The sequence below is a fragment of the Streptomyces sp. NPDC005266 genome (assembly GCF_040607655.1).
Classification (GTDB): domain Bacteria; phylum Actinomycetota; class Actinomycetes; order Streptomycetales; family Streptomycetaceae; genus Streptomyces.
In genome coordinates, this window is record NZ_JBEXHC010000024.1 from 74,336 (window position 1) to 101,068 (window position 26,733).

At 71.4% G+C, this 26,733-nt stretch carries 29 protein-coding genes and 4 pseudogenes; 15 read left to right on the forward strand and 18 right to left on the reverse strand.

Features of this window, described 5'->3' with window-relative positions:
- The 5 genes from ABZU99_RS30185 to ABZU99_RS30205 form a co-directional block, all read right to left on the reverse strand.
- On the reverse strand, positions 1-261 hold the full coding sequence (locus ABZU99_RS30185) for a phosphopantetheine-binding protein (RefSeq protein ID WP_355954704.1): 261 nt from the start codon (positions 259-261) through the stop codon (positions 1-3).
- A gap of 92 nt (positions 262-353) precedes the next feature.
- The gene (locus ABZU99_RS30190; RefSeq protein WP_356048894.1) at positions 354-1,565 is read right to left on the reverse strand and encodes a ketosynthase chain-length factor; all 1,212 of its coding nucleotides are present in this window, start codon (positions 1,563-1,565) and stop codon (positions 354-356) included.
- Entirely contained in the window at positions 1,562-2,833 is a 1,272-nt protein-coding gene (locus tag ABZU99_RS30195) for a beta-ketoacyl-[acyl-carrier-protein] synthase family protein (protein WP_355954699.1), read from the reverse strand. Before ABZU99_RS30195 ends, ABZU99_RS30190 begins: the two co-directional genes overlap by 4 nt.
- Positions 2,823-3,266, reverse strand: coding sequence for a cupin domain-containing protein (locus tag ABZU99_RS30200; protein ID WP_355954696.1), 444 nt, complete (start codon positions 3,264-3,266; stop codon positions 2,823-2,825). Before ABZU99_RS30200 ends, ABZU99_RS30195 begins: the two co-directional genes overlap by 11 nt.
- Positions 3,266-3,586, reverse strand: coding sequence for a TcmI family type II polyketide cyclase (locus ABZU99_RS30205; protein WP_355954693.1), 321 nt, complete (start codon positions 3,584-3,586; stop codon positions 3,266-3,268). Before ABZU99_RS30205 ends, ABZU99_RS30200 begins: the two co-directional genes overlap by 1 nt.
- A 196-nt stretch (positions 3,587-3,782) precedes the next feature.
- Between ABZU99_RS30205 and ABZU99_RS30210 the strand changes: the two genes are divergently transcribed.
- The 4 genes from ABZU99_RS30210 (at position 3,783) to ABZU99_RS30225 (ending at position 6,403) form a co-directional block, all read left to right on the forward strand.
- Positions 3,783-4,829, forward strand: coding sequence for a methyltransferase (locus ABZU99_RS30210; RefSeq protein ID WP_356048897.1), 1,047 nt, complete (start codon positions 3,783-3,785; stop codon positions 4,827-4,829).
- A 137-nt stretch (positions 4,830-4,966) separates the two neighbouring features.
- Complete coding sequence (locus ABZU99_RS30215; protein WP_355954688.1) at positions 4,967-5,356, forward strand: hypothetical protein; 390 nt, start codon at positions 4,967-4,969, stop codon at positions 5,354-5,356.
- Between the two features lie 72 nt (positions 5,357-5,428).
- A complete protein-coding gene (locus ABZU99_RS30220; RefSeq protein WP_355954686.1) occupies positions 5,429-5,860 on the forward strand; it encodes a hypothetical protein in 432 nt (143 codons plus the stop codon).
- 279 nt (positions 5,861-6,139) lie between these two features.
- Positions 6,140-6,403, forward strand: coding sequence for a hypothetical protein (locus ABZU99_RS30225; RefSeq protein WP_356048900.1), 264 nt, complete (start codon positions 6,140-6,142; stop codon positions 6,401-6,403).
- Between the two features lie 274 nt (positions 6,404-6,677).
- On the opposite strand, the pseudogene ABZU99_RS30230 reads toward ABZU99_RS30225, so the two are convergent.
- Positions 6,678-7,038 (reverse strand): annotated as a pseudogene (locus ABZU99_RS30230) (respiratory nitrate reductase subunit gamma); the annotation flags it as partial.
- Positions 7,037-7,519 (reverse strand): pyridoxamine 5'-phosphate oxidase family protein, encoded by a 483-nt coding sequence (locus ABZU99_RS30235; RefSeq protein WP_356048902.1) that lies wholly within the window; start codon positions 7,517-7,519, stop codon positions 7,037-7,039. The pseudogene ABZU99_RS30230 and the gene ABZU99_RS30235, both read right to left, overlap by 2 nt.
- A 354-nt stretch (positions 7,520-7,873) precedes the next feature.
- Between ABZU99_RS30235 and ABZU99_RS30240 the strand changes: the two genes are divergently transcribed.
- Both ABZU99_RS30240 and ABZU99_RS30245 read left to right on the forward strand, forming a co-directional pair.
- Positions 7,874-9,076, forward strand: coding sequence for a globin domain-containing protein (locus ABZU99_RS30240; protein WP_356048904.1), 1,203 nt, complete (start codon positions 7,874-7,876; stop codon positions 9,074-9,076).
- 168 nt (positions 9,077-9,244) lie between these two features.
- Complete coding sequence (locus ABZU99_RS30245; RefSeq protein WP_355954676.1) at positions 9,245-9,412, forward strand: hypothetical protein; 168 nt, start codon at positions 9,245-9,247, stop codon at positions 9,410-9,412.
- Here the strand turns inward: ABZU99_RS30245 and ABZU99_RS30250 are convergent.
- Positions 9,375-11,129, reverse strand: a complete 1,755-nt coding sequence (locus tag ABZU99_RS30250; protein WP_356048906.1) for a GAF domain-containing protein — start codon at positions 11,127-11,129, stop codon at positions 9,375-9,377. The genes ABZU99_RS30245 and ABZU99_RS30250 overlap by 38 nt on opposite strands.
- 76 nt (positions 11,130-11,205) lie before the next feature.
- Positions 11,206-11,796: pseudogene (locus ABZU99_RS30255) on the reverse strand (SDR family NAD(P)-dependent oxidoreductase); the annotation flags it as partial.
- Here ABZU99_RS30255 and ABZU99_RS30260 point away from each other — a divergent pair.
- On the forward strand, positions 11,710-11,895 hold the full coding sequence (locus ABZU99_RS30260) for a hypothetical protein (protein WP_356048908.1): 186 nt from the start codon (positions 11,710-11,712) through the stop codon (positions 11,893-11,895). The pseudogene ABZU99_RS30255 and the gene ABZU99_RS30260 overlap by 87 nt on opposite strands.
- A gap of 130 nt (positions 11,896-12,025) precedes the next feature.
- Here the strand turns inward: ABZU99_RS30260 and ABZU99_RS30265 are convergent, their stop codons facing one another.
- Positions 12,026-13,915 (reverse strand): serine/threonine-protein kinase, encoded by a 1,890-nt coding sequence (locus tag ABZU99_RS30265; protein ID WP_356048910.1) that lies wholly within the window; start codon positions 13,913-13,915, stop codon positions 12,026-12,028.
- A 275-nt stretch (positions 13,916-14,190) separates the two neighbouring features.
- Here ABZU99_RS30265 and ABZU99_RS30270 point away from each other — a divergent pair, with 275 nt between their 5' ends.
- From ABZU99_RS30270 to ABZU99_RS30280, 3 genes are all read left to right on the forward strand, one after another.
- Positions 14,191-14,361, forward strand: coding sequence for a hypothetical protein (locus ABZU99_RS30270; protein WP_356048912.1), 171 nt, complete (start codon positions 14,191-14,193; stop codon positions 14,359-14,361).
- Positions 14,362-14,425: 64 nt separating this feature from the next.
- Positions 14,426-15,019: a 3'-5' exonuclease gene (locus tag ABZU99_RS30275; RefSeq protein WP_356048914.1), complete on the forward strand. Its 594-nt coding sequence runs from the start codon at positions 14,426-14,428 to the stop codon at positions 15,017-15,019.
- Positions 15,020-15,255: 236 nt separating this feature from the next.
- Positions 15,256-15,684 (forward strand): VOC family protein, encoded by a 429-nt coding sequence (locus ABZU99_RS30280; protein WP_356048916.1) that lies wholly within the window; start codon positions 15,256-15,258, stop codon positions 15,682-15,684.
- Here the strand turns inward: ABZU99_RS30280 and ABZU99_RS30285 are convergent.
- The gene (locus ABZU99_RS30285; protein ID WP_356048918.1) at positions 15,656-16,345 is read right to left on the reverse strand and encodes a flavin reductase family protein; all 690 of its coding nucleotides are present in this window, start codon (positions 16,343-16,345) and stop codon (positions 15,656-15,658) included. The two genes, ABZU99_RS30280 and ABZU99_RS30285, sit on opposite strands and share 29 nt — an antisense overlap.
- Before the next feature lie 131 nt (positions 16,346-16,476).
- On the reverse strand, positions 16,477-17,076 hold the full coding sequence (locus ABZU99_RS30290) for a TetR/AcrR family transcriptional regulator (protein WP_355942260.1): 600 nt from the start codon (positions 17,074-17,076) through the stop codon (positions 16,477-16,479).
- Positions 17,077-17,147: 71 nt separating this feature from the next.
- Between ABZU99_RS30290 and ABZU99_RS30295 the strand changes: the two genes are divergently transcribed.
- Positions 17,148-17,990 carry a class I SAM-dependent methyltransferase gene (locus ABZU99_RS30295; protein ID WP_356050242.1) on the forward strand — a complete coding sequence of 281 codons (843 nt, stop codon included), beginning with the start codon at positions 17,148-17,150 and terminating at the stop codon, positions 17,988-17,990.
- Between the two features lie 7 nt (positions 17,991-17,997).
- Here the strand turns inward: ABZU99_RS30295 and ABZU99_RS30300 are convergent, their stop codons facing one another.
- Positions 17,998-18,774: a TetR/AcrR family transcriptional regulator C-terminal domain-containing protein gene (locus ABZU99_RS30300; RefSeq protein WP_355942324.1), complete on the reverse strand. Its 777-nt coding sequence runs from the start codon at positions 18,772-18,774 to the stop codon at positions 17,998-18,000.
- A gap of 101 nt (positions 18,775-18,875) precedes the next feature.
- Here ABZU99_RS30300 and ABZU99_RS30305 point away from each other — a divergent pair, with 101 nt between their 5' ends.
- Together ABZU99_RS30305 and ABZU99_RS30310 are read left to right on the forward strand one after the other, a co-directional pair.
- Positions 18,876-19,751: a siderophore-interacting protein gene (locus ABZU99_RS30305; RefSeq protein ID WP_355942321.1), complete on the forward strand. Its 876-nt coding sequence runs from the start codon at positions 18,876-18,878 to the stop codon at positions 19,749-19,751.
- Positions 19,752-19,830: 79 nt separating this feature from the next.
- Positions 19,831-20,010 (forward strand): annotated as a pseudogene (locus ABZU99_RS30310) (substrate-binding domain-containing protein); the annotation flags it as partial.
- A gap of 112 nt (positions 20,011-20,122) precedes the next feature.
- On the opposite strand, the gene ABZU99_RS30315 reads toward ABZU99_RS30310, so the two are convergent.
- The 4 genes from ABZU99_RS30315 to ABZU99_RS30330 all read right to left on the reverse strand — a co-directional run bounded on the left by ABZU99_RS30315 (position 20,123) and on the right by ABZU99_RS30330 (position 24,064).
- Positions 20,123-20,944, reverse strand: a complete 822-nt coding sequence (locus ABZU99_RS30315; protein ID WP_356050241.1) for an adhesin — start codon at positions 20,942-20,944, stop codon at positions 20,123-20,125.
- A gap of 339 nt (positions 20,945-21,283) precedes the next feature.
- The gene (locus ABZU99_RS30320; RefSeq protein WP_355942252.1) at positions 21,284-22,027 is read right to left on the reverse strand and encodes an HAD family phosphatase; all 744 of its coding nucleotides are present in this window, start codon (positions 22,025-22,027) and stop codon (positions 21,284-21,286) included.
- Entirely contained in the window at positions 22,024-23,523 is a 1,500-nt protein-coding gene (locus ABZU99_RS30325; RefSeq protein WP_355942249.1) for a mannitol dehydrogenase family protein, read from the reverse strand. The genes ABZU99_RS30320 and ABZU99_RS30325 overlap by 4 nt, the downstream gene beginning before the upstream one ends.
- A gap of 274 nt (positions 23,524-23,797) precedes the next feature.
- Positions 23,798-24,064: a hypothetical protein gene (locus ABZU99_RS30330; protein ID WP_356050240.1), complete on the reverse strand. Its 267-nt coding sequence runs from the start codon at positions 24,062-24,064 to the stop codon at positions 23,798-23,800.
- Positions 24,065-24,105: 41 nt separating this feature from the next.
- Here ABZU99_RS30330 and ABZU99_RS30335 point away from each other — a divergent pair.
- Both ABZU99_RS30335 and ABZU99_RS30340 read left to right on the forward strand, forming a co-directional pair.
- Positions 24,106-24,504 (forward strand): annotated as a pseudogene (locus tag ABZU99_RS30335) (short-chain dehydrogenase); the annotation flags it as partial.
- Between the two features lie 319 nt (positions 24,505-24,823).
- The gene (locus ABZU99_RS30340) at positions 24,824-26,029 is read left to right on the forward strand and encodes an alpha/beta hydrolase (protein ID WP_356050239.1); all 1,206 of its coding nucleotides are present in this window, start codon (positions 24,824-24,826) and stop codon (positions 26,027-26,029) included.
- Positions 26,030-26,050: 21 nt separating this feature from the next.
- Here ABZU99_RS30340 and ABZU99_RS30345 read toward each other — a convergent pair whose 3' ends face one another.
- Positions 26,051-26,716, reverse strand: coding sequence for a helix-turn-helix domain-containing protein (locus tag ABZU99_RS30345; protein ID WP_355942240.1), 666 nt, complete (start codon positions 26,714-26,716; stop codon positions 26,051-26,053).
- Positions 26,717-26,733 lie beyond the last annotated feature (17 nt).

The window sequence follows — 26,733 nt, forward strand, 5'->3', positions numbered from 1 at the left end:
TCAACCCACCTCTGCCAGACGCCCGTTGACGTAGTCGAGGACCTGACGGGGGGTCTTCATCTCGTCCATGGCGGTGTCCGGTATGCGCAGCTGGAATTCGTCCTGGATCTGGGTGACGACCTCCAGAACGGCCAGCGAGTCGACGTTCAGGTCGGTGAACGGCGTATCAAGGGCCTCCTCGTTCAGGCCCGACAGGTCCTCGGACTCGCCCTGGGTGGCCCGCATGATGTCGATCAGCTTGTCCACGCTCAATGTGCTCACGTTCGCTCCCTCGGTGGGTGGTGGGTGGTGGGTGGTGGGTCGTCCCCGGGGCTTCCGCGGACGGGTGTTCGCCGGTACGGGTCCGTTCGGGGTCAGGCGGCCGTGCGCAGCACCATGGCCGCGTTGAAGCCGCCCACCCCGCGGGCGCAGACCAGTGCCTGACGCACCGGCAGCTCACGTGGCTCCCCGCGGACCACGTCCAGGGGACAGTCCGCGGCGAGCTCCTCCACATGCGGGGTGGGCGGCACCACGCCGTCGCGCATGGCCAGCAGGGCGGTCGCGACATCGAGGGCACCGCCGCCCGAGTACATCCGACCGGTGGCGGTCTTCGGCACGGTGACCGGCGCCCCGCGCGGGCCGAACAGCCCGGTCAGCGCCTCGGCCTCCGAGCGGTCGAGCTCCGGCGTGCCGTGGCCGTCCGCGAAGACCACGTCGATGTCCTGCGGCGCGGTCCGGGCATCGTCGAGCGCGTTGCGGATCGCCCGGCCGAGCGTCGGGCCGCGGTCGGAGCCGGGGACGGGGTCGAAGGTCGCCGCATAGCCGGCGACCTCGCCGTAGATCCGCTCGGCACCGCGGCGCACCGCGTCCTGGCGCCGTTCCATGATCATGACGGCGCCGCCCTCGCCCGGCACATAGCCCGCCGCGCGGGTGTCGAACGGCAGATAGGCGGCCGTCGGGTCCGGGCTGCGGCTGAGCAGCCCGGTCGCCAGCTGCGCGACCATGCAGGCGGGGGAGAGCGGTGCGTCGGTGCCACCGGTCATGGCGAGCCGGGCGCCGCGCCTCAGCTGCCGCCGGGCGTGGCCGATCGCGTCCAGCCCCCCGGCCTGCTCGGTGGCGATCAGACCGCAGGGGCCGCGCAGGCCGTGATGGATCGACAGCTGCCCGGTGGTGGCCGCATAGAACCAGGCCACCGACATGTACGCGCTCACCCGCATGGGGCCGCCGCTCCACATCTTCTGCAGCTCGTGCTGACCGTACTCGACGCCCCCCGAGGAGTTCGCCGTGACCACGGCCCGCTCGTACTCGGGAAAGGCATCGAGGTCGGCACCGGCGTCCGCCAGCGCCATCTCCGCCCCGGCGAACGCGAAGTGCGTCATCCGGTCGGTCTGGGCCAGCAGCTTGGAGGGGACGTGGTCGCCCGCCTCGAAGTCATGGACCTGGCCCGCGAGTTGAGTGGTGTAGCCGGTCGGATCGAAGCGGCGGATGCAGTCGATGCCGCTCTTGCCCGCGAGGGTGGTGGCCCAGTAGTCGTTCAGCCCCACGCCCGTGGGCGCGACCACGCCCAGGCCGGTGATCACCATCATCGCTTGCTCCTCGGTGAGATCAGTACGACCGCGCTCTGGAAGCCCCCGAAGCCGCTTCCGACGCTGAGCACCACATCGGTGGGGTGCTCGCGCGCCTCGCGCGGAACGTAGTCCAGATCGCACTCGGGGTCGGGAGTGGTGAGATTCGCCGTCGGCGGTACCACTGCGTGCTCGATGGCCAGTGCGGAGGCGGCCACCTCGATCGCGCCGATGGCGCCCAGCGAGTGGCCCACCATCGACTTGATCGAACTGACCGGTACCCGGCGGGCGTGGCCCTTCAGGCTGCGCTTGAAGGCGGCCGTCTCATGCCGGTCGTTCTGCCGGGTGCCCGATCCATGCGCGTTGACATAGTCGATGTCCTCGGCGGCGATGCCGGCCTGTTCCATGGCCCGGTCGATGGCCTCGGCCAGTTCCCGGCCGTCCGGCTTCAGACCGGTCATGTGGTAGGCGTTTGCCCGCCCGGCGTAGCCGGCCACCTCGCAGTAGATCCTCGCGTCGCGTCGCGCCGCCCGCTCCCTGGCCTCCATCACGAAGACCGCGGACCCCTCTCCCAGCACCAGCCCGTCACGGTCCCGGTCGAAGGGGCGGCAGGCACGCGCGGCGTCGTCGTTACGGGTCGAGGTGGCCTTCAGCGAGTCGAAGCAGGCCACCGTGATCGGGGAGATCGGGGCGTCCGTGGCGCCGCCGATCACGACGTCCGCGGAGCCCTCCTCGATCAGCTGCGCGGCATGGCCGACCGCGTCCAGGCCGGAGGTGCAGCCGGTGGAGACCACCGCGGTCGGGCCCTCCGCGCCGACCCGGCGGGCGACCTCCACGCCGGCGGTGCTCGGGATCACCGCGCCGTACAGGTGCCGTACGCCGTACTCCTCGTCGCAGAGCCACTTGCGGCCGCTGTCGCTGATGACGACGTATTCCTCCTCCATCATCATCGTGCTGCCGACCGCGTTCCCGATGGTCACGCCGGTACGGGCCGGATCCAGGTCGCCCTCGCCGACCCCCGCGTCCGCGAGTGCCTCCCCGGTGGCCGCCACCGCCATCTGCACCGCCCGGTCCATCCGGCGTATCTCCTGCGGAGTCAGCCCCAGCGAGGCGGGATCGAAATCGCACTCCGCGGCTATCTGGCAGCGGAACCGCTCGGGGTCGAAGAGGGTGATCCGGCGCGTGGCCGTACGGCCCGCCGTGACCGCGGACCAGAAGTCCCGGGTGCCGACTCCGCCTGGGGCGATGACGCCCATACCGGTGATGACGGCGCGTCGTTCATGCCCCATCGGGATCAGGCTCCTCCGTGTCGACATGCCCCAGCTCGGGCCGGGGCGCGAGCGGACATGAGTGGAAGACGACGAAGGCCGGCACGGTGCCGTCGTTCAGCATCTTGTGCCGGGTCATCCGCGGGATGAGGATGCCCTCTCCCGCCGTCACCCGGTGGACGTCCGTGCCGTCCGTCGTCACCTCCAGCCCGCCCTGCACCACGTACAGGAACTCGTCCGAGTACGGGTGGTAGTGCTCCCTGATCCGCTCACCGGCGGCCAGCAGCCCGGTGCCCATGAAGCCGCTGGCCACTCCGGTCGTGGCCGGGCCGAGCACGATCCGCAGATCGCCGCCGTGCCGGGGGCTCGACGGGACGTCGGCCGCGGCGACCTTGGTGACCGGCAGTTCCGCCTCCTCCGCCGGTGGCCCGGCGGGCGCCTCTTGGGCGGACATCAGCCGGCCTGCCAGGTGTAGAAGGGCTGTGCCATGGCGTGCTTGGGCTCGGACCACTTCGGGTCGTAGGCGCTGATGAACGGCAGCAGCCGCTGGTGCAGCTCCTTGAACAGCGGGTGCTCGCGCGCCTCGTAGAGCTTCCCGGTGACGTCCTCGTCGGCCTCGACCAGGTGCATGTACAGGTCGTGGAACCGGAAGAGCGTGCGGCGCCGCGCGCCGATCAGATGCGGCAGCTCCGTGCTGTCCGACCAGCGGAAGAGCTCCGCCACCTGGTCCGCGTCCTCGGGTTTCATCCGTGCCACGATCAATGTCCGGTGCATTCCGCCTCCCGGCAGTAGCTTTCTGTGTGCCGCCTGTGGGCTGGATTTGGCCCATGCGCATCGTGGGCGCAACTCCTGGCGGCCTACTGGTCTCCCGCACGCATCGCGCCACCAGTGCGCGGACAGTGACCCACCATCACCCTCGTCCAATCTCGAGCCGTCAGACCCTGGAGACCGCAGCGATTGCGAGGAATCCATGTCCGTATCGCAACCGGCCGGTGACGCCGGCATCCGAAGGCTGGGCGAGCTGGCCTTCGCAGCCGGGAACGCGGCTGCCGTCCAGACGGCAACCCGGCTGAAGATCCCCGACATGATCGATGACAAGCCCGTCCCGGTCGAGGAGCTCGCCGAGAGGACGAACCTCGACCCCCATCTGCTGTACCGACTGCTGCGCGCCCTGACCACCTATGGGGTGTTCCAGGAGGTCGGAGGGCGCTGCTTCGCGCACACCGACGCGTCGCTGCCGCTGCGCGAGGACTCGCCCGACGGCATCCGCAACCTCGTGCTGTGGATCGGCGCACCGTGGACCTGGCGGGCCTGGCCGCTTCTGGAGGAAGCGATCCGCACCGGGAAGTCCGTCATCCCGGGAGTCTTCGGCAAGGAGTTCTACGACTACCTGCGGGAGGACGCGCCCGAGGACGAGCAGCTGTTCGCGCGGGCCATGACGGACTCCAGCGTCCGCAGCTCCGACGTGGTCGCGCAGACCATCGACCTGACGGGCGTCCGCAAGGCCGTCGACATCGGCGGCGGTCAGGGCCTGTTGACGCGCACCCTGCTCGACCGGTTCCCGGATCTGCACGGAGTGCTCTTCGACTTCGAGCAGGTCGTCGCGGGCGCCCACGAGGACCTCAAGGCGGGCGGCCGGCTCGCCTCCCGCGCCACCGTCATGCCCGGCGACTGCCTGAAGTCGGTGCCGGTGGAGGCGGACGTCTACATCCTGAAGAACCTGCTGGACTGGCCGGACGAGAGTTCCCGCGCGGTACTCCGCAACATCGCCGCGAGCGCTCCGCCCGGAGCCCGGGTGATCATCATCGACAGCCTGGTGGACGCCCACCCCGACGAGATGCGGATCACCACCACGCTCGACCTCTTCCTGCTGATGAACGTCGGCGGTCAGAAGCACAGCCTGTCGGGCTTCGACAAGTTGTTCGCGGAAACCGGGATCGAGAAGCTGAGGGTGGACACCGTCCCGGGCACGCTCCCACGGCTGCACCTGATCCAAGGGAGCCTGCGCCGGAAGTGAGCGTCACCGGACCACGCCGCCCGGCGTCACCCATGCCACCCGTGACGGCACCGAAGCCTTGCCCCGGGTGCGCCGGCGGCGTGGTCGCACCCTCCCCAGCCACCCCGGGCCTTCACCAATTCTTGAGGTGACCGCTGATGCGGAAGTCAGTCGCCGTTCCGGCCGTGCCCATTCCCATCCTGCCGCCACCCCTCCCGGCCCCCGCCGAGTCGGCTTCGCTGGCCGGCCGGCGCATCGCCGTCCTCGGGCAGGGCGGGGTCGCCCGTGCCGTCGCGGCGCAGCTCGGCGCCCACGGCGCCACAGTGACGCTCCCCTCACCCGGGCGCGGGATCGAACGCGCTGCCGCGGGTGTGGCCCGCGAGCCGCTGGACGGCGTACTCGTCCTGCTCCCCAGGGCAGCGGGCAACCCGGCCGCCTCCGACGCCATCGCGGAGGCCATGCGCTGCGCCCCCCGCTGGCTGCTGGTGCTGGCCCCGGGCACCGACCCCGCCCAGGCGGGGCGGGCGGTGCTGCGGCTCGGTGGCTGACGTCTTCCCCGGTGCCGGCCGGACGCGCCCGAGGACGGGTTTGCTGTCATGCCGAGCGGTAACGCGGAGACCATGACCGAGAAACAGAACGCACGCACCACTGCCCGGAACGCCACCGCGAACGCGAAGGCCACCGCCACCAAGGCCAAGGAAACGTCGGACAAGGCCAAGGACACCGCGAGCGAGGCGGGGACCACGGCGGGGAGCGCGGCTCGGACCGCTACACGGACCGCGGCTCGGACCGCACACGTCGCCGCCGACAAGGCGCATGTCGCAGCCGAAAAGGCGGTCGACACCGGTCGTGCCGTCGCGGCCGAGGCGCCCAAGAAGGCGGCTGCGGCGGCCGGCACGGCCTGGATGGTGATCAAGGCACGGAAGGTACTGGCCGCCGCCACCGGCGCGGGCGCGGCTGTGGCCGGCGCCACGGTGGTTGTCCTGCGGCGGCGCGCCGCTCGCCGTCGCCGCCCCCTGGCACGGCTGACCGGCGGCCGGCTCGGCGCCTGAGGTTGCGCGCCGGCAACGACCCACACGGCCAGAGCCCACCGGGAATGCGGGACGGTGGCGAATGGTTGAACCATTCGCGGGCGCCGGTCAGTGGACAGTGGGCAGCCCGCACCCTCAAGCTCGGCGCCGGCCAGGTGCCCCCGTCCTGGCCGGCGCCGATTCCATGCCCGCCGTGAGGGCCGATGACGCAGACTGGAATGGTCATGGGGGTTCCCTCCGGGTGCCGTCGCACTGGCAGGACGGGAAGACCGACCATCTCGACATCTTCGGAGGGCAGCAGTGATCACCGACGCTGTCCCGACCCCGACCCCGACCCCGACCCCTGCCGACGGCGTCGGGAGCGCAGACGACGACGAGCTGGACCATGTCTACTGCTGCGACCCGGACCGCGGCCTCTGCGGCGCCGACCTGTCCGACGTCGCCGACGTCGTTGACAACTGGGACAACGGTGATGCTGATGTGTGCCGCGTCTGCGTCGAGCTCGAGCGGGGCGGCGTGCCGTGCTGCGCCACCTGCCCCAAGGCGGCGGGTGGCCGCATCTGAGCACACCGTGGCGCAAGGGCCGGGCGTCATGATGCCCTCGCCGCCGCGACGGCAGTGTCATACCAGTCGGCCGACTACGGCCGCGACGGTCAGCGGGATGGCCAGAATCGCCGCGAGGAGGAAGAGCGGGCGATAGGCGTCCACATCGTCGACGGTCCTGGTCATCGGTGCCCGCAGCCGTACGCCCCGCACCCGGTGCTGAACACCGATGAGCGCGTCGGGCTGCGTGCGGGTGCGGACGGTGATGCACGTCCTCCATCGCGGTAGCCCATGATCAACCACTCTGTGCCCGGCGCCGGTAGACCAGATACGGACGGGTGAGACAGCCGACCGGGGCGCTCCCCACATGGACGAGGCGGGTGAACGGCCAGGCGGCGAAGAGCAGGCAGGCGCAGAGGGCGTGCAGCCGGAACAGCAGCGGTGCGCCGGCGATCGCGCCCGGATCGGGGTGGAGGGGTGAGGACGCCGCGGAACCAGACCGAGACGGCGGCGCGGTAGTCGTAGCCGCCGCCGATCATGTGGTGCGCGCCGGTGGCGGCGATGCCGAGCAGGACGGTGGCGGACAGCAGCGGGAACAACAGCTTGTCGCTGCGGTCGGCGGTGCGGCCGATCCGGGGGACGAGCAGCCTGCGGCTACGGCCCGGACGCCGGCCGCGCGCCGTGCGCGGGAAACGGGGCGGCGACGGCCTGGACTCCGTACAGGGTGCGGCCCCTGACCAGTTGCCGTCCCGTGACCATCTCCGAGTCAATCCGTACGAAGACGCCGTCCCGCGCGACCACCCAGGGCAGCGGGCCGGCCCGCGACAACCGCTCGTACTCGGTGGGATCGGTCACCACGGAGGCCCGGCCCGTGACCACGACGCTCCAGCCGGATCGCTGCGCCGCGTCGAACTCGTCCGCCTCGAAGGCGACGACGACACCGTCGATCGCGGCGGCGAGTTCCGAGGTGGCAGAGGTGCGCAGCAGCACGGAGAAGTCCGTGCCGAGGGAGAACCCGACTGGGAGGACGGCAGGCATCGCCTGCCGGGTGAAGACGATGCGGCCGACCGGCACGCCGGCCAGCAGCCGCAGACATTCCCGGCGACCGAGGGTGCGAAAGCCGTCGTTCTCAAACATAGGGCCAGCTTTGTCAGGCAGTATCACATCGCCAAGGGCCGGAAGGCCCTCATACGCGCCACTCCGGCCCAAAGTGGCCCCGGGCGGCGGGTGACCGGGCACCGGCCACGGCGAGCCGGGCTCTTCCGGCGGGCCTCGCCAGGGGCTGTCGGCACCGGGGGCCGGGCCGGGCGGCCCTGCCGTGGGCGGCGCCGCGGGGCCATGCGTCCCGTTCCCCTGGGCCACTGGTCCCGTCTTCCGCCGGGGGCCGTCCTACCGGCGGAAACGGAGCGGCCGGATTGCTATACAGGGTGAGCCGGCGGTCCGCCTCGGCCCCCGCCCCAACTCCCTTTCCCCCCGCCCTTGGGAGGCCTCATGCTGTCCGAAGAATCGGCCGCCGTGGTGCGAGCCACTCTGCCCGCGGTGGCCGGAGCGCTCGACGAGATCACCACGCGTTTTTACGGCGCGATGTTCCGTGACCGCCCCGGACTGCTCGACGGGCTGTTCAACCGTGGCAACCAGGCCAGCGGGGCCCAGCGGCGCGCCCTCGCCGGATCCATCGCGGGCTTCGCGAGCGCCCTTCTCGCCGAGCCGGACACCCGGCCCGACGCGCTGCTGAGCCGGATCGCCCACAAGCACACCGCCGTCGGGGTCACCGACGACCAGTACACCATCGTGCACAAGTACCTGTTCGGCGCGATCGCCGAGGTGCTGGGAGACGCGGTCACCCCGGAGGTGGCCGCCGCCTGGGACGAGGTGTACTGGCTGATGGCCGGCGCCCTCATCGCCCAAGAGGCCCGCCTGTACCAGGACGCGGGAGTGGAGCCGGGCGAGATCTGGCGGCAGTGGACGGTCGTCGAACGACGGGAGGAGACCCCGGACGCGGTCTCCTTCCTGCTGCGCCCCAGGGACGGCGAACCCGCCCCGGCCGGCCGCCCCGGCCAGTATGTGAGCGTACGGGTGCGGATGCCGGACGGCGTGCACCAGCTGCGCCAGTACAGCCTGTCCTCCGCCCCTGGCGGCGACCTGCGCCGCATCACCGTGGAACGCGTCCTCGGCATCTCCGGCGCACCGGACGGCGAGGTGTCCAACCTGCTGCGCGCCCACATACGCCCCGGGGACGAGCTGACACTGTCCGCGCCGTGCGGCGATGTGGTCCTCGACGACGCCGACACCCCGCTGGTCCTGGTCTCCGCCGGTATCGGCTGCACGCCCATCGCGAGCATGCTCGGCCATCTCGCCCTCACCGGCTCCACCCGCCCCGTTCTGGTCCTGCACGCCGACACGTCCCCCGCCGAGCACGCCCTGGCGGCCGAAGTGCGCGAGGTGGTGGAGCAACTGCCACGGGCCCGCGCCGTCTTCTGGTACGAACACGGTGCCACCGAGTCGGCCGGTGCGCGGACCGGCCGGATGGACCTCGACGGCGTCGCCGTCCCGGCGGACGCCAGCGTGTACCTCTGCGGCCCGCTGCCGTTCATGCGCGCCGTACGGGGCCGGCTGCTGCGTGCCGGAGTCCCCGCCCGGCGGATCCGCTACGAGGTCTTCGGCCCCGATCTGTGGCTGCCCGACGCGGCCTGACGGATCCGGTGACAGAGAGGTGAGGGAAACGATGCTCCAGCCGTCGAGGAAGCCGAGGAAGCCGAGGAAGCAGAGGAAGCCGAGGAACCCGAGGACGCCGAGGCCGTCGAGGACAAGGGGCGATGCGCCGCTGCCGGGCGCGCCCCGAGGGTCGGTGCGGTCAGCGGCGTGGTCGGAGCCGCCGGGGGCCTGGGCGGCTTCGTACCGCCCCTGGTGATGGGCTCGCTCCACGGCGCCTACGGCTCGTACGCGCTGGGCCTGGTCCTGCTGGCCGCGGTGGCGGGCGCCGCGCTGGCCTTCACGAGCCGGAAGGCAGCGGTACGACCCACTCGATGACGGTGCCGGTCGGCTCGTTCGAGGACAGGACGAACGTGCCCTGAAGGTCCTCGGCGCGCTGCTTCAGGTGGGTCAGCCCACTGCGGCGGGTGACGGCCGGGTCGATGCCACAGCCGTTGTCGGCCACTCGCAGTCGCAGGGCCGTGGCGGTGACCTCGGCACTCACGTCGACCGCGGTCGCGTGCGCGTGACGGGCCGCATTGGACAACGCCTCACCCAGCACAGCCAGCAGATGCGCGCTGTGTTCGGCGGGCACGGCGGTGTCCAGCAGGCCGGTCATCCGTAACGCCGGGGTGAACCCGAGTGCCTCGGCGGCCAGTTCGGTGGCCTCCACGAGCCTGGTGCGCAGCCCGCCGAGGTGTGTCCGGTCGTGCTCGCGCAGGGCATAGATGGTCGAGCGGATGACCTTGATCGTGTCGTCCAGGTCGTCCACGACTCGCTCGATCCGCTCGCCCACCTGCGGCCGGTCGGCGACCCGGCCGAGCGTGGACTGCAACGACAGCGCGCCGGCGAACAGCCGCTGGATGACCAGGTCGTGCAGGTCGCGGGCGATCCGGTCACGGTCGCTGAGGACGATCATGCGCTCGGCGTCCTTCCGGTGCTCGGCCACCTCCAGCGCCAGCGCCGCCTGATTGCCGAACCCGATGACCATGTCGATGACCGCGTCGGTGAAGAGGGGGCCGCCCGGCACGTGCGCCACCTGCAGTACCCCGCGGACGTGTTCGTGTGTGCCGAGCGGTACGAGGAACGCGGGTCCCAGCTCCACCACCGAGGCGCTGCCGCCCTCGACGCGCGGGTCGGCACTCACCGCCTCGCTGGTGATGGTCTCTCCGGACGCGAAGACCTTCGCGCCCAGGGTCGTGGCGGGCAGCACCAGCCCGCGCACCTCCCCGGCCCGCGGCCCGGAGGCGGCCTCGACGACCAGCTCGCCGCGGTCGCCGACCGGCACCGCCACGGTGACCAGGCCGGCGCCGGTCATCTCCCGCACGGTGGCGGTGAAGGTCTCCAGCACCGTGGCGGGCTCCGCGCCCGACAACAGGCTGCGGGTCAGCTCGTTGCTCGCCGCCAGCCACCGCTGTCGGCGGCGGGCGTCGTCGTACAGCCGGGCGTTGTCGATCGCCACCCCGGCCGCCGCGGCCAGGGTGCGCAGCACCGCCTCGTCGTCGGCGTCGAACTCCGCGCTGCCCTGCTTGTCGGTCAGATACAGGTTGCCGAACACCTGCTCACGCACCCGGATCGGGGCACCGATGAAGCTCGTCATCGGCGGATGCCCGGGGGGGAAGCCCGCCGACTGCGGATGCTCCGCCAGATCGGCCAGACGCAGCGGCTCCGGATGGCGGATCAGCAGGCCCAGGATGCCCTCGCCGCGCGGGTAGTGCCCGATCCGCGAGATGGCCTCCTCGTCCATGCCGACCGTGAGGAACTGCTTGATGGTGCCTTCCTCGCCCAGCACGCCCAGCGCCCCGTAGCGGGCGTCGACCAAAGAGACCGCGGACTGCGCGATGCGCTGCAGCACCACCCCCAGATCCAGGTCGGATGCGATGGCCACCACCGCGTCCAGCAGCGTGTGCATCCTGGTCTGCACCGCGCGCACCTCGCGGACCTGCTCCTGCAGGCCCTCCAGCAACGCGTCCAGCCGCAGCTGGGGAGACGTCCCGGATACCCCGACCCCGTGCCGGCCCCGCGCCCGCTCGTCCACCCCAGATCCCCTCGCCATATAGCCGGACCACCCCACTCAAGGATGCCCGACGGCGTGGATCGCCACTGTCGGCCAGCCGGGGGACAGCCGATATTCAGTCAGGGGTCGGCAACGCGAACCGCACGTCGGTCAGTTGTTCCGACACCTCCCACAGGCGGCGGGCGGTCTCAGCGTCGGCCGCCGCCGGGGACAGCCGTACGCGCGTCGGTCCGCCGCGCAGCTCGGCCGGGCCATCCGGCCCGATGAACTGGCCGCCCTCCACATACGGATCGGTCGCCGCGTACAACTGTGGCAACGCGCCGTCCGCCGGGCTCTGGGCGAACAGCGGGTTGCCCATGCGGCCGAGTACCACCCGCCACAGGCCGACCGCACTCGTCTGCAGCTTGGTGGCGGTATAGCCGGGATGGGCGAGCACGCTGCGCACCGGGCTGCCGGCCTGGGTCAGCCGCCGGTGGAGTTCCTGTCCGAAGGCGGCATTGGCAAACTTCGACTGGTTGTAGAAGCCCATGGGCGAGTAGGCGCGCTCACCGGCGAGGTCGTCGAAGTGGATCCGCCCCCTGCGGTGGTTGATCGAACTCACCGTGACCACGCGGGGGTCGTGCCCGACGGTCAGCAGGTCGAGCAGCAGCCCGGTGAGCGCGAAGTGGCCGAGATGGTTGCAGGCGAACTGCGACTCGTGGCCCTGGACCCTGCCGCACTGACCGACCGGGCCTTCACCGTGATCGCCCCGGCGCTGGACGCCGTCGAAGGAGGGGCCGCTCCCGGGCAGGAGCGGCGCCGCTAGAGGAGCTCCTCCAGGGGGTGTCCTGGGCGGTGTATCCCAGCAGGTCGATACCGTACCCCGCGGCAGGCCGGATGATCAGGCCGCGGTCCGGCTCAGGCGGTGACCCGCCCGGCGGGGCCCGGCCGTATGGTCAGCCGGTGCACTCCTCGACGGTCCCCCAGCGGGTGAACTCCGCTCCCGAAGCACCGGACCACGCGATGGCGAACCGGGTGTACGGCCAAGCGCTTCCGTCGGCCCGCCGCTTGTCGGACAAACTCTCACAGACCCGCCCGGCCACCATTGTGGACCACTCGTCGATCTGATCGCGGCTCCACTCGACGTGGTTGTTCCAGACATACATGGCCGACGTCTTGTCGAACCCGATGGCGATGTCGTCGGTGTCCTGGATCTCCGCTACGCCGAGCTCGGCGGCGGACGCGTTCGTCGCCCCCACGAGGTCTTTCATCACCGTGTCCGCGAACCGGATCTCGGACCGGTCGGTGCTCGGCCGTGTCGCTTCCGTGTAGCCGCTCATGTCCGGCGTCCAGCCGTCGTCAGCGGCGGGGGTGGCCCCCTGGTCCGCCGCTGTCCGGCACCCGGTGTTGGTGATGAAGTCATCGACCCATGTCACATGCGGTGTCCCCGTCGTGGTCTGGTCGACCATCACATACTTGCGGTACGGCAAGTCGGGGTGGAGCCGCACCACCACATCACGCAGCGCCAGACACATCGCGCTGGCGAGCTGGGTCTCGGTGTACATCCTTCCGGCCTCGTCACCACTGAGCGTGTAGGCGAGATAGACCTCCTTGCGTGGCTGGTGGAAGGTCACCTTGCCGACGGCGACCTCTGTTCCGTCACCACCGATGAGGCTCGTGTCGTGCAGCACCGACCGCGCGACGTCGTGTTCACCGCTTCCCTGAGCCGGGCGCGACTGCCTCCACGTGTCCACGCTCGCCCTGCCCTCGGAGCGGCCCGACTTGGGCTTGTCGGCGGACTTGCCGACCGTCGTTGGGCTCGGGGTGGCCGAAGACCCGGCTTTCGGCGAAGCGGCCTGTGAGGTCGTGTCGCCATCGCTGTCCTTCCCCGCGAGGGCCATGGCGCCGCTGACCAACCCGCCCACGAGGGCCACCGTCACCAGGAACACGGCTAGGCCGTGCGCACGGGAACGCGTGGGCGAGGCGTGCCAGTTCGGGTCTTCCAGAGTGGGCATGTGCCACTGGGCGGCGATGAGGTCGCCGACCCTGGTGGGCTCAAGGCCGCTGTGCACCACCTGCGTTGTCTCCGCGGCCAGCAGCACCGAGGACTCCTTGGCGACGGCGGCTGCCGTCGGCCGGTCGTCCGCATCCTTGGCCAGGGCCTTCTCGACGATGCGACGCAGCCCCTCGGGCATGCCGTCGAGGTCGGCCTCCCCGGACATGACGCGAAACGCCACCACATCGGGTGCACCCGTGCCGAACGGGAGACGGCCGGTGGCCGCGTAGGCGACGAGCGCGCCCCAGGCGAACACATCCCCCTCGGGCCCGGATTTTCCGGTGCGGTAGTGCTCCGGGCTGATCCAGCCGGGGGTTCCGGTCATCGCCCCGGTGCGGGTCACGCTCGTGCCGTCGGCGGCATGGGCGATACCGAAGTCCAGGACGCGCGGGCCGGCCGGGCTGAGGATCACGTTCTGCGGTTTGACGTCGCGGTGGACGACACCGGCGGCGTGGACGGTGGCCAGGGCCTGGGCGGTGCCGGTGGCGAAGGCGTACAGGCTCCCACCGGTCAGGGGCCCGTGCGTGGCCAGGCGTTGGTTCAGGGTGAGCCCGGGGACGTAGGCGGTGGCCAGCCAGGGCGCGGCGGCGTCGGGTTCGGCAGCCAGCAGCGGGATCAGGCACGGCCCGGTGACGCGGGCAGACAGCTCCACTTCGCGCCGGAACCGGGCGCGGAACTCGGGGTCTTCGGCCCGTGCGGGGTGGATGACCTTCACCGCGACACGGAGCCCATCCGGGGCGAGGGCGGCATGCACGGTGCCCATGCCGCCCTCGCCCAGGCGGCCGATCACGCGGTACGGCCCTATGCGGGTGGGGTCTCCCGGACGGGCGGGCTGAACGCGGCCGGACAACGAAGATTCGTGCCCCGTAACAGACTTGTCCGACATAGGTGCCCCCCGGTATATGCCCCACGTGTGGTCTCATTCCATCGGATGACATGGCGTAGTGGAACTGCCGTTACGAACTTGGAACCTCCGAACATCAGCAGGTGGGAGGGGTCGTCGGGGCGTCGCGCACCAGCGTTCAAGACCGGCCGCCCAGCGGGCGGCAAGGTCGGGCACATGCCGTGTGCGCCACGCTCTTTCTCGGCGAGTCCTTCGGCGGCCTTCAGGCGCTGGGCGCGCTGGTGCTGCTCTCGGGCGCGGTGCTCGCCGTCACCCGGGGCCGTCTGCCGCGGCCCCGACGCCCGAGCGCACGGCAGACGGCGGAGGCGGAGGTGAAGCAGGGGTCCGACTGACGCGCTGTCACTCTGGCGCGGGTACCGTTCGCAGGGAAGGCACTTCAAGGCGAGGAGAGACCGTTTGTCGACCTTTGTGGTGTTCGACCTCGAGTTCACGTCATGGCCGGGAGCGCTTGAGCAGGAGTGGTCGGCTCCGGGGCAGCTTCGTGAGATCGTGCAGATCGGCGCCTTGCGCCTCAGCGATGACTGTTCCGTTGTCGAGGAGTATGAAGCGCTGGTGCGGCCGGTGGTCAATCCGGGGTTGTCCGCGTACTTTACCGACCTCACCGGCATCGACCAGGAAACAGTGGACCGCCATGGCGTCTCCCCAGCCGAAGCGATGGGTGACTTCCTGGGATTCTGCCAGGGGCAGTCCGTGCTCTCCTACGGCAACGACATGGTCGTTCTCGGGGAGAACGTGGGGTGGGCGCGAGCTCGCGGCGAAGAGGTCAAGAACGGCTTTCTCGGCGCCAACTTCTTGAACATCCGCCCTTGGCTGAACGCTGTCGCGCCGATGACGGCGACGGCCAACTCGGGCCGCCTGTGGGACGTGCTTGGCTTGCCCAAACCTGTTGTCGGCGATGAGCATTCGGCGCTGTTCGACTGCTATTCCTCTGCCGCGGCGGTCCGGCACGTATGCGCCGGTGGGGCCGCGCTGCCCGAGGGGTGCCTGTAGCGTTCCCCGGCGGCCGGACGGGGCAGGTATCGGCGTGGCCGTGATGGGTCATTGACAGTAGTATCTGCCAGGTGACTGCCGGGTCGGCCATGGGCCACGCACGAGTGAGGCGCCCGGCCTCGGCGTGAGCGCCAGGCGGGCAAGAGCCCCGCCCTTTTCTCCGCGTCTTTCCCCCCGGGCGCTCGCAACGCGACGCCCCTCCCAGCGGATCCCACGACCGGAGACACACACCGCAGATGTCACACGAACAGCACTCCCAGCACGCGGCCGGGTTCCCGGCTACCGCCGTCCAGCTCAACCACACCGCCGTCTACGCCACTGACCGGCAACTGTCGGCCGAGTTCATCGCCGCGATACTGGGGCTGAAGGTGAGCGCTCCCTTCGGGCCGTTCCTGCCCGTCGACCTCGGCAACGGCGTGACGCTCGACTACTACGAGAAGAGCGACGAACCGATCCAGCCCCAGCACTACGCGTTCCTGGTTCCAGATGAGCGATTCGACGACATGATCGCCCGTCTGGAAGCGGTCGGGGTCACCTACTACGCCGACCCCTCCCACACCGAGCCTGCTCAGATCAACCGTCTCTTCGGCGGTCGCGGCGCGTACTTCGACGACCCGGACGGACACAACATGGAGATCATGACCCGACCCTACGTCCGCCCCTAGCGGCGGCGGGCTCGGACCGGCGGGGCGTCCGGGTCCGGTAGGAGTGGCCGAGTTCGGGGCCGAGGCCGAAGTAGTGGCGGAAGTTGTAGATGAGGGGGTTCCAAGCGGCGGGGTCGATATGGTCGGTGCCGGGAACGACGATACGAGGGTCGGCATGGACCTTTCGTACGACGGCCTCGACGATGACGAATCCGCCGGAGACGTCCGGCTGCACACGCTCGGCGCAGGCCTCCAGCTGGAGAGGGCATTCGGTCACGCGAGGCGGCCGGACCAGGTGGGAAGGTTCGCTGTGCAAGCCGGCCGCGCCGAATTTGTCCGGTTCGAAGCGGCAGCCCTCGGCTTTGGTCGGGGGCACCGGACTCCGGCCGGTCAGCCCCGCCAGCCGCTCCACCGCGGGCCACTGTCCGGGGGCCGGCAGGTTGATCACCAGCCCGGGTCGATGACCGAGGTTGTACGCGGTCTGCCCGTCGGCCCCCAGGCCGAGCACGACCGTCTGCCCGAGCGCCCATGCGGAGGATATCGGGGCGAGGTTGAACGAACCGTCCTCATTCTCCGTCGACAGGAGCACCACCGGCGTTCCGAAGTACAGGATGGAGGGCTCGATCGCCCTGTGGGTGGCGGCCGGCTGTGCGGGCAGGGTGCTGGGTGGCGTGGCGTTCATGGGGGTGGACGCTAAGCGGGGGACGCTTCGGCAGGCACCGAAGTCTCAGCTCCTGCTCGTGGGCCCGGGTCGAAGGGTCGAGCCCCTGTTTCGCCCGGCCGGGATCGGCCGGGCGAAACAGGGGCTCCGGCTCATGGCTGCGGTTCTCTCACGACGCCGGCGATGACCGTGGCCACGACCTTGCGTACGGCTCCGGTCTCCGGCGGGGTGCCTTCCCGGTCGGCGAACAGCAGGTGTCCGGCGCCGATCAGCGTGGGAGCGAGTGTGTCGACATCGGCGTCCGCCACGATGCGGCCCAGCTCGCGTTCGCTGGAGAGGTAGGAGGCGATCATGGCCGTGGCTTCCGTCATGAGCGGGATACCGGTCACCTGTGCCTCGCGCAGCCGGGCGCGCAGGCCGTCCCGGGAGGTGACGAGAGCCACGATCGCCACCGCGACCGGCCCGAACACGTCCGTCAGCGCGCCGGTGAGGTTGTCGGCGATGGTGCCGGTCCCGGAGGACTCGCGCAGGGCGGCGGCCTGGTCGTCGATCCGGGCGATGCGGTCCAGCACGAGTTCGGCGAGGAAGGCGTCGAAGTCGGCGAAGTGCCGATGCAGAACGCCCTTGGCGCAGCCTGCCTCCGCGGTGACCGCCCGGCTGGTCAGCGCGCTCGGCCCGTCCCGGAGCAGGACGCGCTCGGCGGCGTCGAACAGTTGCTCACGCGCGTCGCGGAGGGCTACCCCTGTCGGCACCGTGCATCTCCTCCTTCTCTCGACGGGCCCACTTCGTTGACGAGTGGGCATGTGCCCACTAAGGTGGGCATGTGCCCACTATACCGCCGGACAGAGCGCGTAATTCCGGCCACGACCCTCATCAGCTGCGGGAGGTCGCGGTGTCGTTCGGCTCGGAGGCCGAACGCTACGACCGGGCCCGGCCGCGCTATCCCGACGCCATGGTGCGCCGGATCGTCGCCGGCAGCCCCGGCCCCGACGTCCTCGATGTCGGCTGCGGTACTGGCATCGCCGCCCGGCAGTTCCAGGCTGCGGACTGCGCAGTGCTCGGGGTCGAGCCCGACGCGCGGATGGCGGACCTGGCGCGGCAGTACGGCGTCGAGGTTGACGTGGCGACGTTTGAAGCCTGGGACCCGGTCGGCCGGGCATTCGGCGCGGTCGTCGCCGGCCAGGCCTGGCACTGGATAGACCCGGTCGCGGGAGCGGCCAAGGCCGCCCAGGTGTTGCGGCCGGCCGGCCGGCTGGCGGCGTTCTGGAACGCGTTCCAGCTTCCGCCCGAGGTGGCGGAAGCCGTCTCCGTGGTGTGCCGGCGGGTGATGCCTGACGCGCCGTTCGCCTTCCAGGCGATGCCGAAGCGAGCCTTGGGCGGGTACGAGGTGCTGTTCGGCAGGGCCGCGGACGGGATCCGGGAGCTGGGCGGATTCAGCGACCCGGAGCAGTGGCGATTCGACTGGGAGTGGTCCTACACGCGGGACGCGTGGCTGGACCAGATGCCTACCCAAGGCGCCTTCACCCGGCTCCCGCCGGACAAGCTGGCGGCGGTGCTGGAGGGCGTGGGGGCCGCTGTCGACGCGATGGGCGGCAGCTTCACGATGCGTTACACGACGGTGGTGGTGACCGCGGTGCGAACCCGCGGCCCGGCTGAATCGGATTGACGGTACGTCACTCGGAGCGGGCGACGGCCGCCTCGATACCGTCCAGCAGGACGGCAAGACCCACCTCGAACGTCTTCTCCGCTTCCCGCACCAGATACGGCACCGACCCGCCCGCCTCCGTGCCGTCCTCTTCGGCCGCGGCAGCGGACGGCTCGCTTTCCAGCCAGCGCACCGTCGGGTAACGCTCCGCGAAGTCGGGGGCGACCTCCTCCAGCAGGGCCGCCCGGGTGTACCACCACTCGATGTCCCCGACCCCGGTCTCCGTCGCGGCCTGCCGCGACTCCGCGGCTGTCTGCGCAGCCGAGCGCACGAGGTGGAACAGCGTGCCGGCCATCCGCCGCAGGACCGGCCGCTTGAGGCCGGTCTCGTGCAGGATCCGCAGCAGAGCCTCCAGAACCGCGTACTCGTGGGGGCCGAGTACCGGCCGGGCCTGGGAGACCTGGAGCACCCAGGGGTGCCGCACATAGAAGTTCCAGGTGTCCTTGGCCCATCGGGTCACGGCGTCCCGCCAGCCGGCGTCCAGGTCGTAGGCGGTGGGCAGTTCCGCGAGTGCGCGGTCGTGCATGAGGTCCACGAGCTCGCTCTTGCTGGGGACGTACGTGTAGAGCGCCATGGCGGTCCGGCCGAGCCGTTCGCCCACCGCGCGCATCGAGGGCGCTGCCATGCCCTGTTCGTCGGCGATCGCGATCGCGGCGTCCACGATCGCGTCCACGCTCAGTGCGGGTTTGGGGCCCGGGCCGCCGCGCGCCTTACCGGAGTCGGTGGTCCGCCACAACAGGGCCATCGTCCGGCGTGGGTCCCCCTGTCCGGCGAAGACGACCCTCACTTGCGACTCCCTACGCCGTAACGTAACGTGCCCGCGATAACTCTTTACGGCGTAAGGATATCAGGATGGAACTCCCCGTCTCCCTGGTCACCGCCACTGATGTCCAGCGGATCACCCCGGGCATGGCCAGGGTGACCTTCCGCGCCGACACGCTCCCCGACTCCGTCGGCTCCACCCCCGATCAGCAGGTGAAGCTCTGCTTCCCGCGGCCCGGCCAGGACCGCCCCCGTGTCCCCGCCGCCGACGGCGACACCATGCGCTGGTACCAGGCGTTCCTCGCCATCCCCGGGCACGAGCGCCCGATCATGCGCAGCTACACCATCCGGCGCCGCCACCCCGGCACCGACCTCGTCGATATCGACTTCGTCCTGCACGGCGACGCCGGTCCGGCCACCCGCTGGGCGCAGGCCGCGGAGCCGGGTCAGGTGCTCGGGATGGTCGGCCCGTCCGCCGAGTACGCCCGACCGCTCAGGGAGACCGACCTGCTGCTCCTCGCGGGCGACGAGACCGCGCTGCCCGCCATCGGCACTCTCGTGGAGTCGCTGCCCGAGGGCGCCCGCGCCATCGTGTACCTCGAGGTCGCCGACGAGGCCGAGGAGCAGGCCTTCGACACCCGCGCCGACCTCACCCTCCACTGGCTGCACCGCGGGACGGTCCCGCCCGGCCAGAGCCGGCTCCTGGTCGACGCGGTGCGCCGGGCCGATGTTCCGTCCGGCACCGTCTTCGCCTGGCTCGCCGGCGAGTCGGGCGCCGTACGTGCCCTGCGTCGTCACCTGGTCGACGAGCGCGGCATCGACAAGCGGTCCATCGACTTCTCCGGCTACTGGCGGCTCAAGCTCACCCAGGACGACGCCCCGACCGATGAGGACATCGCCGAGGCGCAGGAGAAGCTCGCTCAGTCGCGGGCCGAAGGCGGCGCCACCGGGTGGGTCTGACGCCTCGCCGGGACGGACCGGGGCCGGCGGGACACACCGCCTCGGCCCCCTCGGCGCGGTCTGCGACCGCGAGTGCCGCCAGGTGATGCGCGAGCGGGGGCGGCGGGTGCCACACGATGTGGCGGTGGTCGGCTTCGACGACTCGGCCGCGACCGTCACCTCTCAGCCGCCGCTGACGACGGTGCGCCGGCCGGTGGAGGAGATGGCCGCCGAGATGGCCCGGCTGCTTCAGGAGGACATAGAGGGGACGCGCGCCGAGGCCACGTTGATCATCGCCGGCCACCGCGCCCGCACCGACCGCGCCGCCCGACCCCGCTCACCGGTGCCGGCCCCACCCCGACGGTGGGGCCGGCACCGGCGATGGCATGCGCTCAGGACCCGGCCCGGCAGGTGGCCTTCATCTGGCCCGCCGCATGGTGGGCGTACGTCGGGCCGTCGTCGTCCCAGTCCTGGCCGCGGTCGAGCATCCGCACCGCGATACGGCCCCCCTCGACGCGATACGTGCCCGCGTTCACGAGGCTGCCGCGGTTCGCCCGCTGGTCGATCTGGAACGTCGCGTACGCGCCGCCCCGTTCCGAGAGCACCTGGTAGGTCGTCGGGTCTCCGCCCACGTCGGTGCTGTCGCCGTTGGGCACGAACACCTCGATGGTGCACGTGTCGTAGGCGCTGTCCACCGACCACCACCACCACGCCGAGTTCTCGTTGTCCTGCGTCCGGCTCCCCGACATGGGGACGGCGGCATAGGAGCCGTCGCAGGAACCGCCGTCGTAGCCGCCGTAATCCACGGTGTACCAGCCCTCGTCGCCGTCGTCGTAGCGGCCGTACTCGCCGTATCCGCTGCCCCCGCCGGAGGAACAGCCGTGTCCGGCCCAGGCGGAGTACGCGGCGGGCCCCGGAGCGGCCGGGGCGGGGTGCTTCGTTGGCTTGGGGCCGGGGGAGCGGGAGGCGGGGTGCTTGGTCGGCTTGGGCTGGGGCGAGCGGGAGTGCTTGCCGCCACCCGGCTTGGCGGAGCGTGACGCCGAGGAGGAGGCGGCCGGGTCCGGTAGTTCCGGGTCTTCCGTGGGCAGGACCAGGCTCGGTAGCCGCACATGACGCGCCTCCGGGTCGGCCGCCGTGTCCTGTGTCGTCTCCGGGTCGGAGAAGGCGGCGGAGGAGATGAGCAGGGCCCCGCCGCCGACCAGCCCGGACAGCACGAGCAGGGCCCCCAGCGCGACGCCCGCTTCGCGGATGATCCACGGACGCGGGCTCGGTGTCCCGGTCCCGCTTAATCCGCAGGAACAGGGGCTTCCCGACAGCGCCTGTCCATTCCCGCCGCACCGCTCACATGCCATCGAAGTCCCTGTGGTCCGTACCAACAAGCCGATCAAGGTGTGCAAGGGGGACCACTATGCATCAGGTCACACCGCAGAGGTAGTGGTATGACGGCAACTCTCACCAGGGCATGGGCCCCGCGGCGTCGAAGCAGGCCCCGGTCGGACCGCCGGGGCCCACCTGCGCCCTGCGGATGATGATCTCCGCCCATGGCGCTGCCGTCAGCGGGACAGCATCGGGGCCAGCTCACGCCAGCCGGACACCACGGTAACGGCCCCCGCCTCCCGCAGTTGCCGGGTCCGCTCGGCGCGTTCGTCCAGCGGTACGAACATCACGTCGCCCACGGTCGGACACCCCGCGCCCACCGCGGAGAGCGCCCCCGGCACCGAGTCCTCGACCGCGAGCCCCGTCGCCGATGCGATCTCCAGGGTGCGGCACGCGAAGGTGTAGACCGCGGGGTCCGGCTTGCTCGTCGGCACCGGCAGCGAGTCCTCGGCGCTGAAGCGCCGTTCCGGCGGGAACAGCGGCGCGAGGCCGGTCACCTCCAGGCAGGCGTCGAGCCGGGACAGCGCGCTCGATGACACGACCGCGAGAACATGGTCCCGGGAGAGCTCCGTGAGCGGCTCCAGGACGTCGGGGTCCGGGTGGAGGACCTTCCGCAGGTACGCCGTCACCTCCTCCTTCTCCCTCTGGACCCACCGCTCCAGGACCGGGTCGATGCGCTCCGCCGGTACGCCGTGTTCGGCGGCCAGCGTGAGCGCCGAGGACCGGAAGTTCTTCCCCGTGCCGACCGCGCGCAGCTCATCCGGGGTGTACTGGCGGTCGACCCCCATCTCGGCCAGGAACGCGTTGGTGGTGCCGGTGGACGCCACCCAAGCCGGCTCTTCCGAGGGGAACAGGACGTTGTCGGCGTCGCACAGCAGCGCCCGCAGCGCGCCGGTGTCCACCCCCGGCAGCGACGTCATGCCGGCTGCTTCCCGGCGGCCAGATACGCCGCCACCGCCTCCCGCGGCCCCTCTCGCAGCGCCCGCATCGCCTCGGTGACCTCCGCGGCGAACCCGGGGTCCTTCCCGAGGCCGCCGAAGACCTCCGCCACGTCGAGCAGGGGGCGCGGGTCGTCGCCCGCCTCCTTCGCGAGGGGCAGCAACGTGTCGCGCATCGGCCCCTCCACCGGGACCTCCCCGCCCGCGTAGTCCTCCCCGCGCAGATACCGGAACCACCCGGCGACCGAGAGCGTGAGCAGCCGGTGCGACCGCCCCCGCTCCCGCGCCTCGCGGATCGAGGGCAGCACGTGCATCGGCATCTTCTGCGACCCGCGGCGGCAGAGCCGGGCGAGCTGGTCGGGGATCTTCGGGTTGGCGAACCGCTCCAGAAGCGTGCGCTGGTAGTCCGCCAGGTCCACGCCGGGCGGCCGGGGGAGGAGCGGTCCGACCTCGTCCCGCATCAGCGTGGCCACGTACTCGTGGAACGTCGGGTCGGCCATCACCTCGCTGCTCAGCCGGTATCCGGCCAGGTAGCCGAGGTACGCGAACGCGAAATGGCTGCCGTTGAGCAGCCGGGTCTTCACCAGCTCGTACGGCTCCACGTCGTCGACGAACTGGACCCCGACCGCGTCCAGCGGGGGCCGCTCGTTGCAGAACCGGTCCTCCACGACCCATTGCGAGAACGGCTCGGTGATCACCGGCCACCGGTCCCCGACCCCGAACGTGGCCATGATGGCGTCCCGCTCCTCCGGCGTCGTATGCGGGGTGATCCGGTCCACCATGGAGCCCGGGAACGCCACGTTCTGGTCCACCCAGTCGCCGAGCCGCTCATCGCGCAGCCGGGCGAAGGACACCGTCGCGGTCCGCGCCGCGTCGCCGTTGCGCTGCATGTTGTCGCAGGAGAGCACGGTGAACGGCGGGGTCCCGGCGCGGCGGCGGCGGTCCAGCGCTTCCACGAGGTAGCCGAACACGGTGTCCGGGTTCCCGGGGTCCTCCAGGTCAGCCGCGATGTTCTCGTCCCCGGTGTCGAATTCCCCGGTGTGCGGGTCCAGGGGATAGCCGCTGCCGGTGATGGTCAGGGTGACCAGACGGGTCTCTGGGGAGACGAGCGCGTCGAACACGGGCTCGGGCGACTCCCCGCCGAAGTGGTACGCCCGCATCGCGCCGATCACGCGCGCCTGGTCCTCGTCCGGCCCCCGGGCCACCACCATGTAGAGGCAGTCCTGATCCCGCATGACCTCGCTCATCGCCGGGTTGTGCAGCCCCACCCCGGTGATGCCCCAGTCCATGCTGACGCGGCGCTCGGCGAGTTCGTCCAGGTACACGGCCTGGTGCGCCCGGTGGAATCCCCCGACACCGAAGTGGACCAGCCCAGGCCGGAGCGCCTCCCGGTCGTAGGTGGGGACCGGGACCCGGCTCGCGAGGGCGGGCAGAGTGGCGTTGGTGAGCGGCAGGTCCGGCTGTTTGGTGCGCGTCATGACGGCGTTCCGTTCCGTCCATCGGGATCGCGGCCCCTGTTTCGCACGGTACGCCAACCCGTCGGACCCGGCAGCGCGGGGAAAGATCACCGGGTCAGGGCCCATATCGCCGATGCGGACACCAAGAGCCGAACCTAGACTGATGAGGGGATGCAGGGTCCTGCATGAGGGAGACGCACCATGTCCCAGCGAGGCAACAAGCGACGCGCCCGCAAGAAGAAGAGGGCCAACCACGGGAAGCGCCCCAACGCCTGAACCGGCCGGGAGAGCACACTCACCGTTCGGACCGCGGTGTACCGGCGCTTCGGCGGCGGGCCACCTTGTCGAAGAGAGTCCAGCCGTCCATTTCCTTGGTCTCCTTGGTCTCCTTGGCCGAGGGGTCCTTGGCGTCCCACCCCCGGGCCATCGCCGCGTCGAGGAAGGCCCTGACGGTGCCCGGCTCGTGGAGGTTCAGGAAACCGCCCTCCGTGGTGCCGACGCCCCCGGAGTGCACAAACCCATCGGGTACCAGCCGGCCGGGGGCCGCGCGGAAGGAGATCACCGGGCGTCCGTTCGCCCCCAGCGGGCGGATGACGAGGAGTTCTCCGGCTCGGCCTCGACACCCACCTGATCACCTCGCACCATCTGCTGCCGCTCCTGATCGAGAAGCCGGGCGGTCTGCTCGTCGAGGTGACGGAGCACCACCGCGTACAACGCCGAGCGGTACCGGATCTCGGTGTTCTACAACCTGGTGAAGACCGCGGTGAATCGGCTGGCCTTCTCCCAGGGCCACGAGCTGGCGCCGTACCACGCGACGGCGGTCGCCATCACGCCCGGCTGGCTGCGCTCGGAGATGATGCTCGACAACTACGGGTCAGCGACTGGCGTGACGCCCTGCTTCCGGACCGGGGCGAGGGCCGTCCGACCGCTCCCCAGGGCCTCGCGTCCTCCGAGTCACCGCGCTACATCGGCCGGGCCGTCCCCGCGCTCGCCGCGGACCCCGGCCGCGCGAGCATGTGCTGTCCTGGACGCACCAGCAGCACATGGGCATCTACGCCGCCCTGCGTGCTCGCGACAGCCTCGCCGCGTTCACCGCGGCCGGCCGCCACGTGGGCGACGTGGAACTGTGGGTCCGCAATCGCCTCTGGACGGGATGCGCGACCGGTCCGGGTGACGCGCCGGCCGGCACGTCGCCGGGGCGGGTGGACCCTGGCGGTCGGGCGCGGGTGCCGTCGCGTCTACCCTGATGCCGAAGCTGGGCGCTCCTCACCGTTGATGGCCTCCGCCCGGAGCTACGCCGACGACACAGGAGAATGGCCCGATGAACGCCCGTGTCCGCATGCAAGCCCGCGGTCCCCACACCCGATGGTGGCGCCGTGCAGGTCTCGTCCTGTGGGTGGTGGCCTCGGTGGTGGTGGCGCTGCCCGTGCTCGGCGCGGTCATTCCGGCCATCCCGGTCGTGGGGTACTACGGGACCACGTGGGTCGGGCCCCGGCCACTGTGGTTCGTGGTCCTCGGCCTGATCATCGCCGTGGGTGCGGCGGTGGCGTGGGTGCGCCGGGCGCGCAGGACGGCGGTGTGGACCGCGGCCACCTCGGCGGTCGCCGCCATCGCCGCGGCGGCCGTACTGACCACGCAACTGCTGTACGCCCACTCCCAGCACGTGCCGGTGTCCGCCGCCGATGTCCTCGCCGTCGATCAGCCCGTGGCGCCGCCGGACCATGTCATCGACTACGCCCGCCCCGGTGGCCGGACCCTCAGGGCCGGACTGTGGACGCCGCCCGCCGGGCATCCGCAGGGGGCCAGGCCCATGGTGGTGTGGATCCACGGCGGCGGGTTCGCCACCGGCAGCCGGAACCAGAGAGCGGGCGCCTACCGCTGGCTCGCGGACCACGGCTACCCCGTCGTGTCCATCGACTACCGGCTCACGCCCCCACCACGCTGGAAGGACGCCTCCGGCGATGTCCTGTGCGCCCTGTCCCGCCTCGCCCGGTTGGTCCGGCCGTACGGCATCGACTCCTCCCGGACCGTGCTGGCGGGCGGCTCCGCGGGCGGAAGCCTCGCGCTCAACGTCGCGTACGGGCTGAAGACGGGCCGTATCCACAGCAGCTGCACCGCGCACCTGCCCGCGCCGCCGGTCGCCGTCGCCGGTTTCTACCCCGCCTCGGACCTCAAGGGGCTCTGGCAGGACAACGGCCTGCTGGGCTACGGGCGGGAGATCACCGAGGCTTACACCGGCGGCACCCCCGCCCAGCGCCCCGAGCGCTACCGCTACGCCTCCGCCACCAGCCGCGTACGCGCGGGTCTGATGCCCACTCTCCTGGTCACCGGCGCCTCCGACCACCTCATCCGGCGATCCCGCGTCCAGGCCCTCGCCGACCGGCTGCGCCGAGCCCACGACCCCGTGCGGTTCAACGCCGTCCCGTACAGCGACCACGCCTTCGACGACACGTACCACAGCGTCGCCGGCGCCGTCGGCCGGAACCTCCTTCTGCGCTTCCTGGACGGCGCGACACCTCGTAGCTGACCCGCGTACCTGACCGGGGTCCTAGGCGCGGGGGCTGAGGAGTGCGGTGAGCATGTCGCGCAGCCAGGGCCGCAGCGTGGCCAGGTCCGGCTCCAGCAGGAGCCTGCCGGCTGCCGCGTCGTGGAGGGTGATGACGGCGGCCGTGAGCGCCTGGGGGTCGCGCAGCGCGGGCGGCATGGTGTCGGGGTCGACCACGCCGACGACGATCGGCTGCAACGTCTCGCGGATCGCTTCGCGGTGCCGGATCAGGGCCGTGGCGGTGTCGGGGTTCCGTGCGGCGTGCAGAAGGAAGTCGGTGCGCACCAGGACCCAGGTCCGGTCGATGAGCTGGGCGTTGATGACCCGCTCCAGCAGGGCCGGCAGCCCCTCGTCGGGCGTGGCGCCGGCCAGCGCGTCGTGCACCTGGGCCATGACGCGCTCGGCCTGCCGCTCGTAGAGGACGAAGAACAGCTGGTCGATGCTGTCGAAGTTGGAGTAGAAGGCGCCACGGGTGTAGCCGGCCGCCTCGCAGATCTCCTCGATGCCCACGCGGCCGAAGCCACGCTCCGCGAAGACCCTGAGCGCCGCGTCCAGCAGGCGCTCCCGGGTCTCGGCCCGGCGCCGTGTGACGCGTGCGGGTCTGCCGTCCGCTCGCCGGCCGGTGCGCTGCGCCCGACGGTCGGGCGCGCTGTTACTGGCTTCGGTCATGCACCCATCCTATTCCG

Coding starts and splice junctions, on each gene's coding strand:
- ABZU99_RS30190 (WP_356048894.1), bottom strand. CDS start 1,565: ATGATGGTGATCACCGGCCTGGGCGTGGTCGCGCCCACGGGCGTGGGG.
- ABZU99_RS30195 (WP_355954699.1), bottom strand. CDS start 2,833: ATGGGGCATGAACGACGCGCCGTCATCACCGGTATGGGCGTCATCGCC.
- ABZU99_RS30200 (WP_355954696.1), bottom strand. CDS start 3,266: ATGTCCGCCCAAGAGGCGCCCGCCGGGCCACCGGCGGAGGAGGCGGAA.
- ABZU99_RS30205 (WP_355954693.1), bottom strand. CDS start 3,586: ATGCACCGGACATTGATCGTGGCACGGATGAAACCCGAGGACGCGGAC.
- ABZU99_RS30210 (WP_356048897.1), top strand. CDS start 3,783: ATGTCCGTATCGCAACCGGCCGGTGACGCCGGCATCCGAAGGCTGGGC.
- ABZU99_RS30215 (WP_355954688.1), top strand. CDS start 4,967: ATGCGGAAGTCAGTCGCCGTTCCGGCCGTGCCCATTCCCATCCTGCCG.
- ABZU99_RS30220 (WP_355954686.1), top strand. CDS start 5,429: ATGACCGAGAAACAGAACGCACGCACCACTGCCCGGAACGCCACCGCG.
- ABZU99_RS30235 (WP_356048902.1), bottom strand. CDS start 7,519: ATGTTTGAGAACGACGGCTTTCGCACCCTCGGTCGCCGGGAATGTCTG.
- ABZU99_RS30240 (WP_356048904.1), top strand. CDS start 7,874: ATGCTGTCCGAAGAATCGGCCGCCGTGGTGCGAGCCACTCTGCCCGCG.
- ABZU99_RS30250 (WP_356048906.1), bottom strand. CDS start 11,129: ATGGCGAGGGGATCTGGGGTGGACGAGCGGGCGCGGGGCCGGCACGGG.
- ABZU99_RS30280 (WP_356048916.1), top strand. CDS start 15,256: ATGTCACACGAACAGCACTCCCAGCACGCGGCCGGGTTCCCGGCTACC.
- ABZU99_RS30285 (WP_356048918.1), bottom strand. CDS start 16,345: ATGAACGCCACGCCACCCAGCACCCTGCCCGCACAGCCGGCCGCCACC.
- ABZU99_RS30300 (WP_355942324.1), bottom strand. CDS start 18,774: ATGGCCCTGTTGTGGCGGACCACCGACTCCGGTAAGGCGCGCGGCGGC.
- ABZU99_RS30320 (WP_355942252.1), bottom strand. CDS start 22,027: ATGACGTCGCTGCCGGGGGTGGACACCGGCGCGCTGCGGGCGCTGCTG.
- ABZU99_RS30325 (WP_355942249.1), bottom strand. CDS start 23,523: ATGACGCGCACCAAACAGCCGGACCTGCCGCTCACCAACGCCACTCTG.
- ABZU99_RS30340 (WP_356050239.1), top strand. CDS start 24,824: ATGAACGCCCGTGTCCGCATGCAAGCCCGCGGTCCCCACACCCGATGG.
- ABZU99_RS30345 (WP_355942240.1), bottom strand. CDS start 26,716: ATGACCGAAGCCAGTAACAGCGCGCCCGACCGTCGGGCGCAGCGCACC.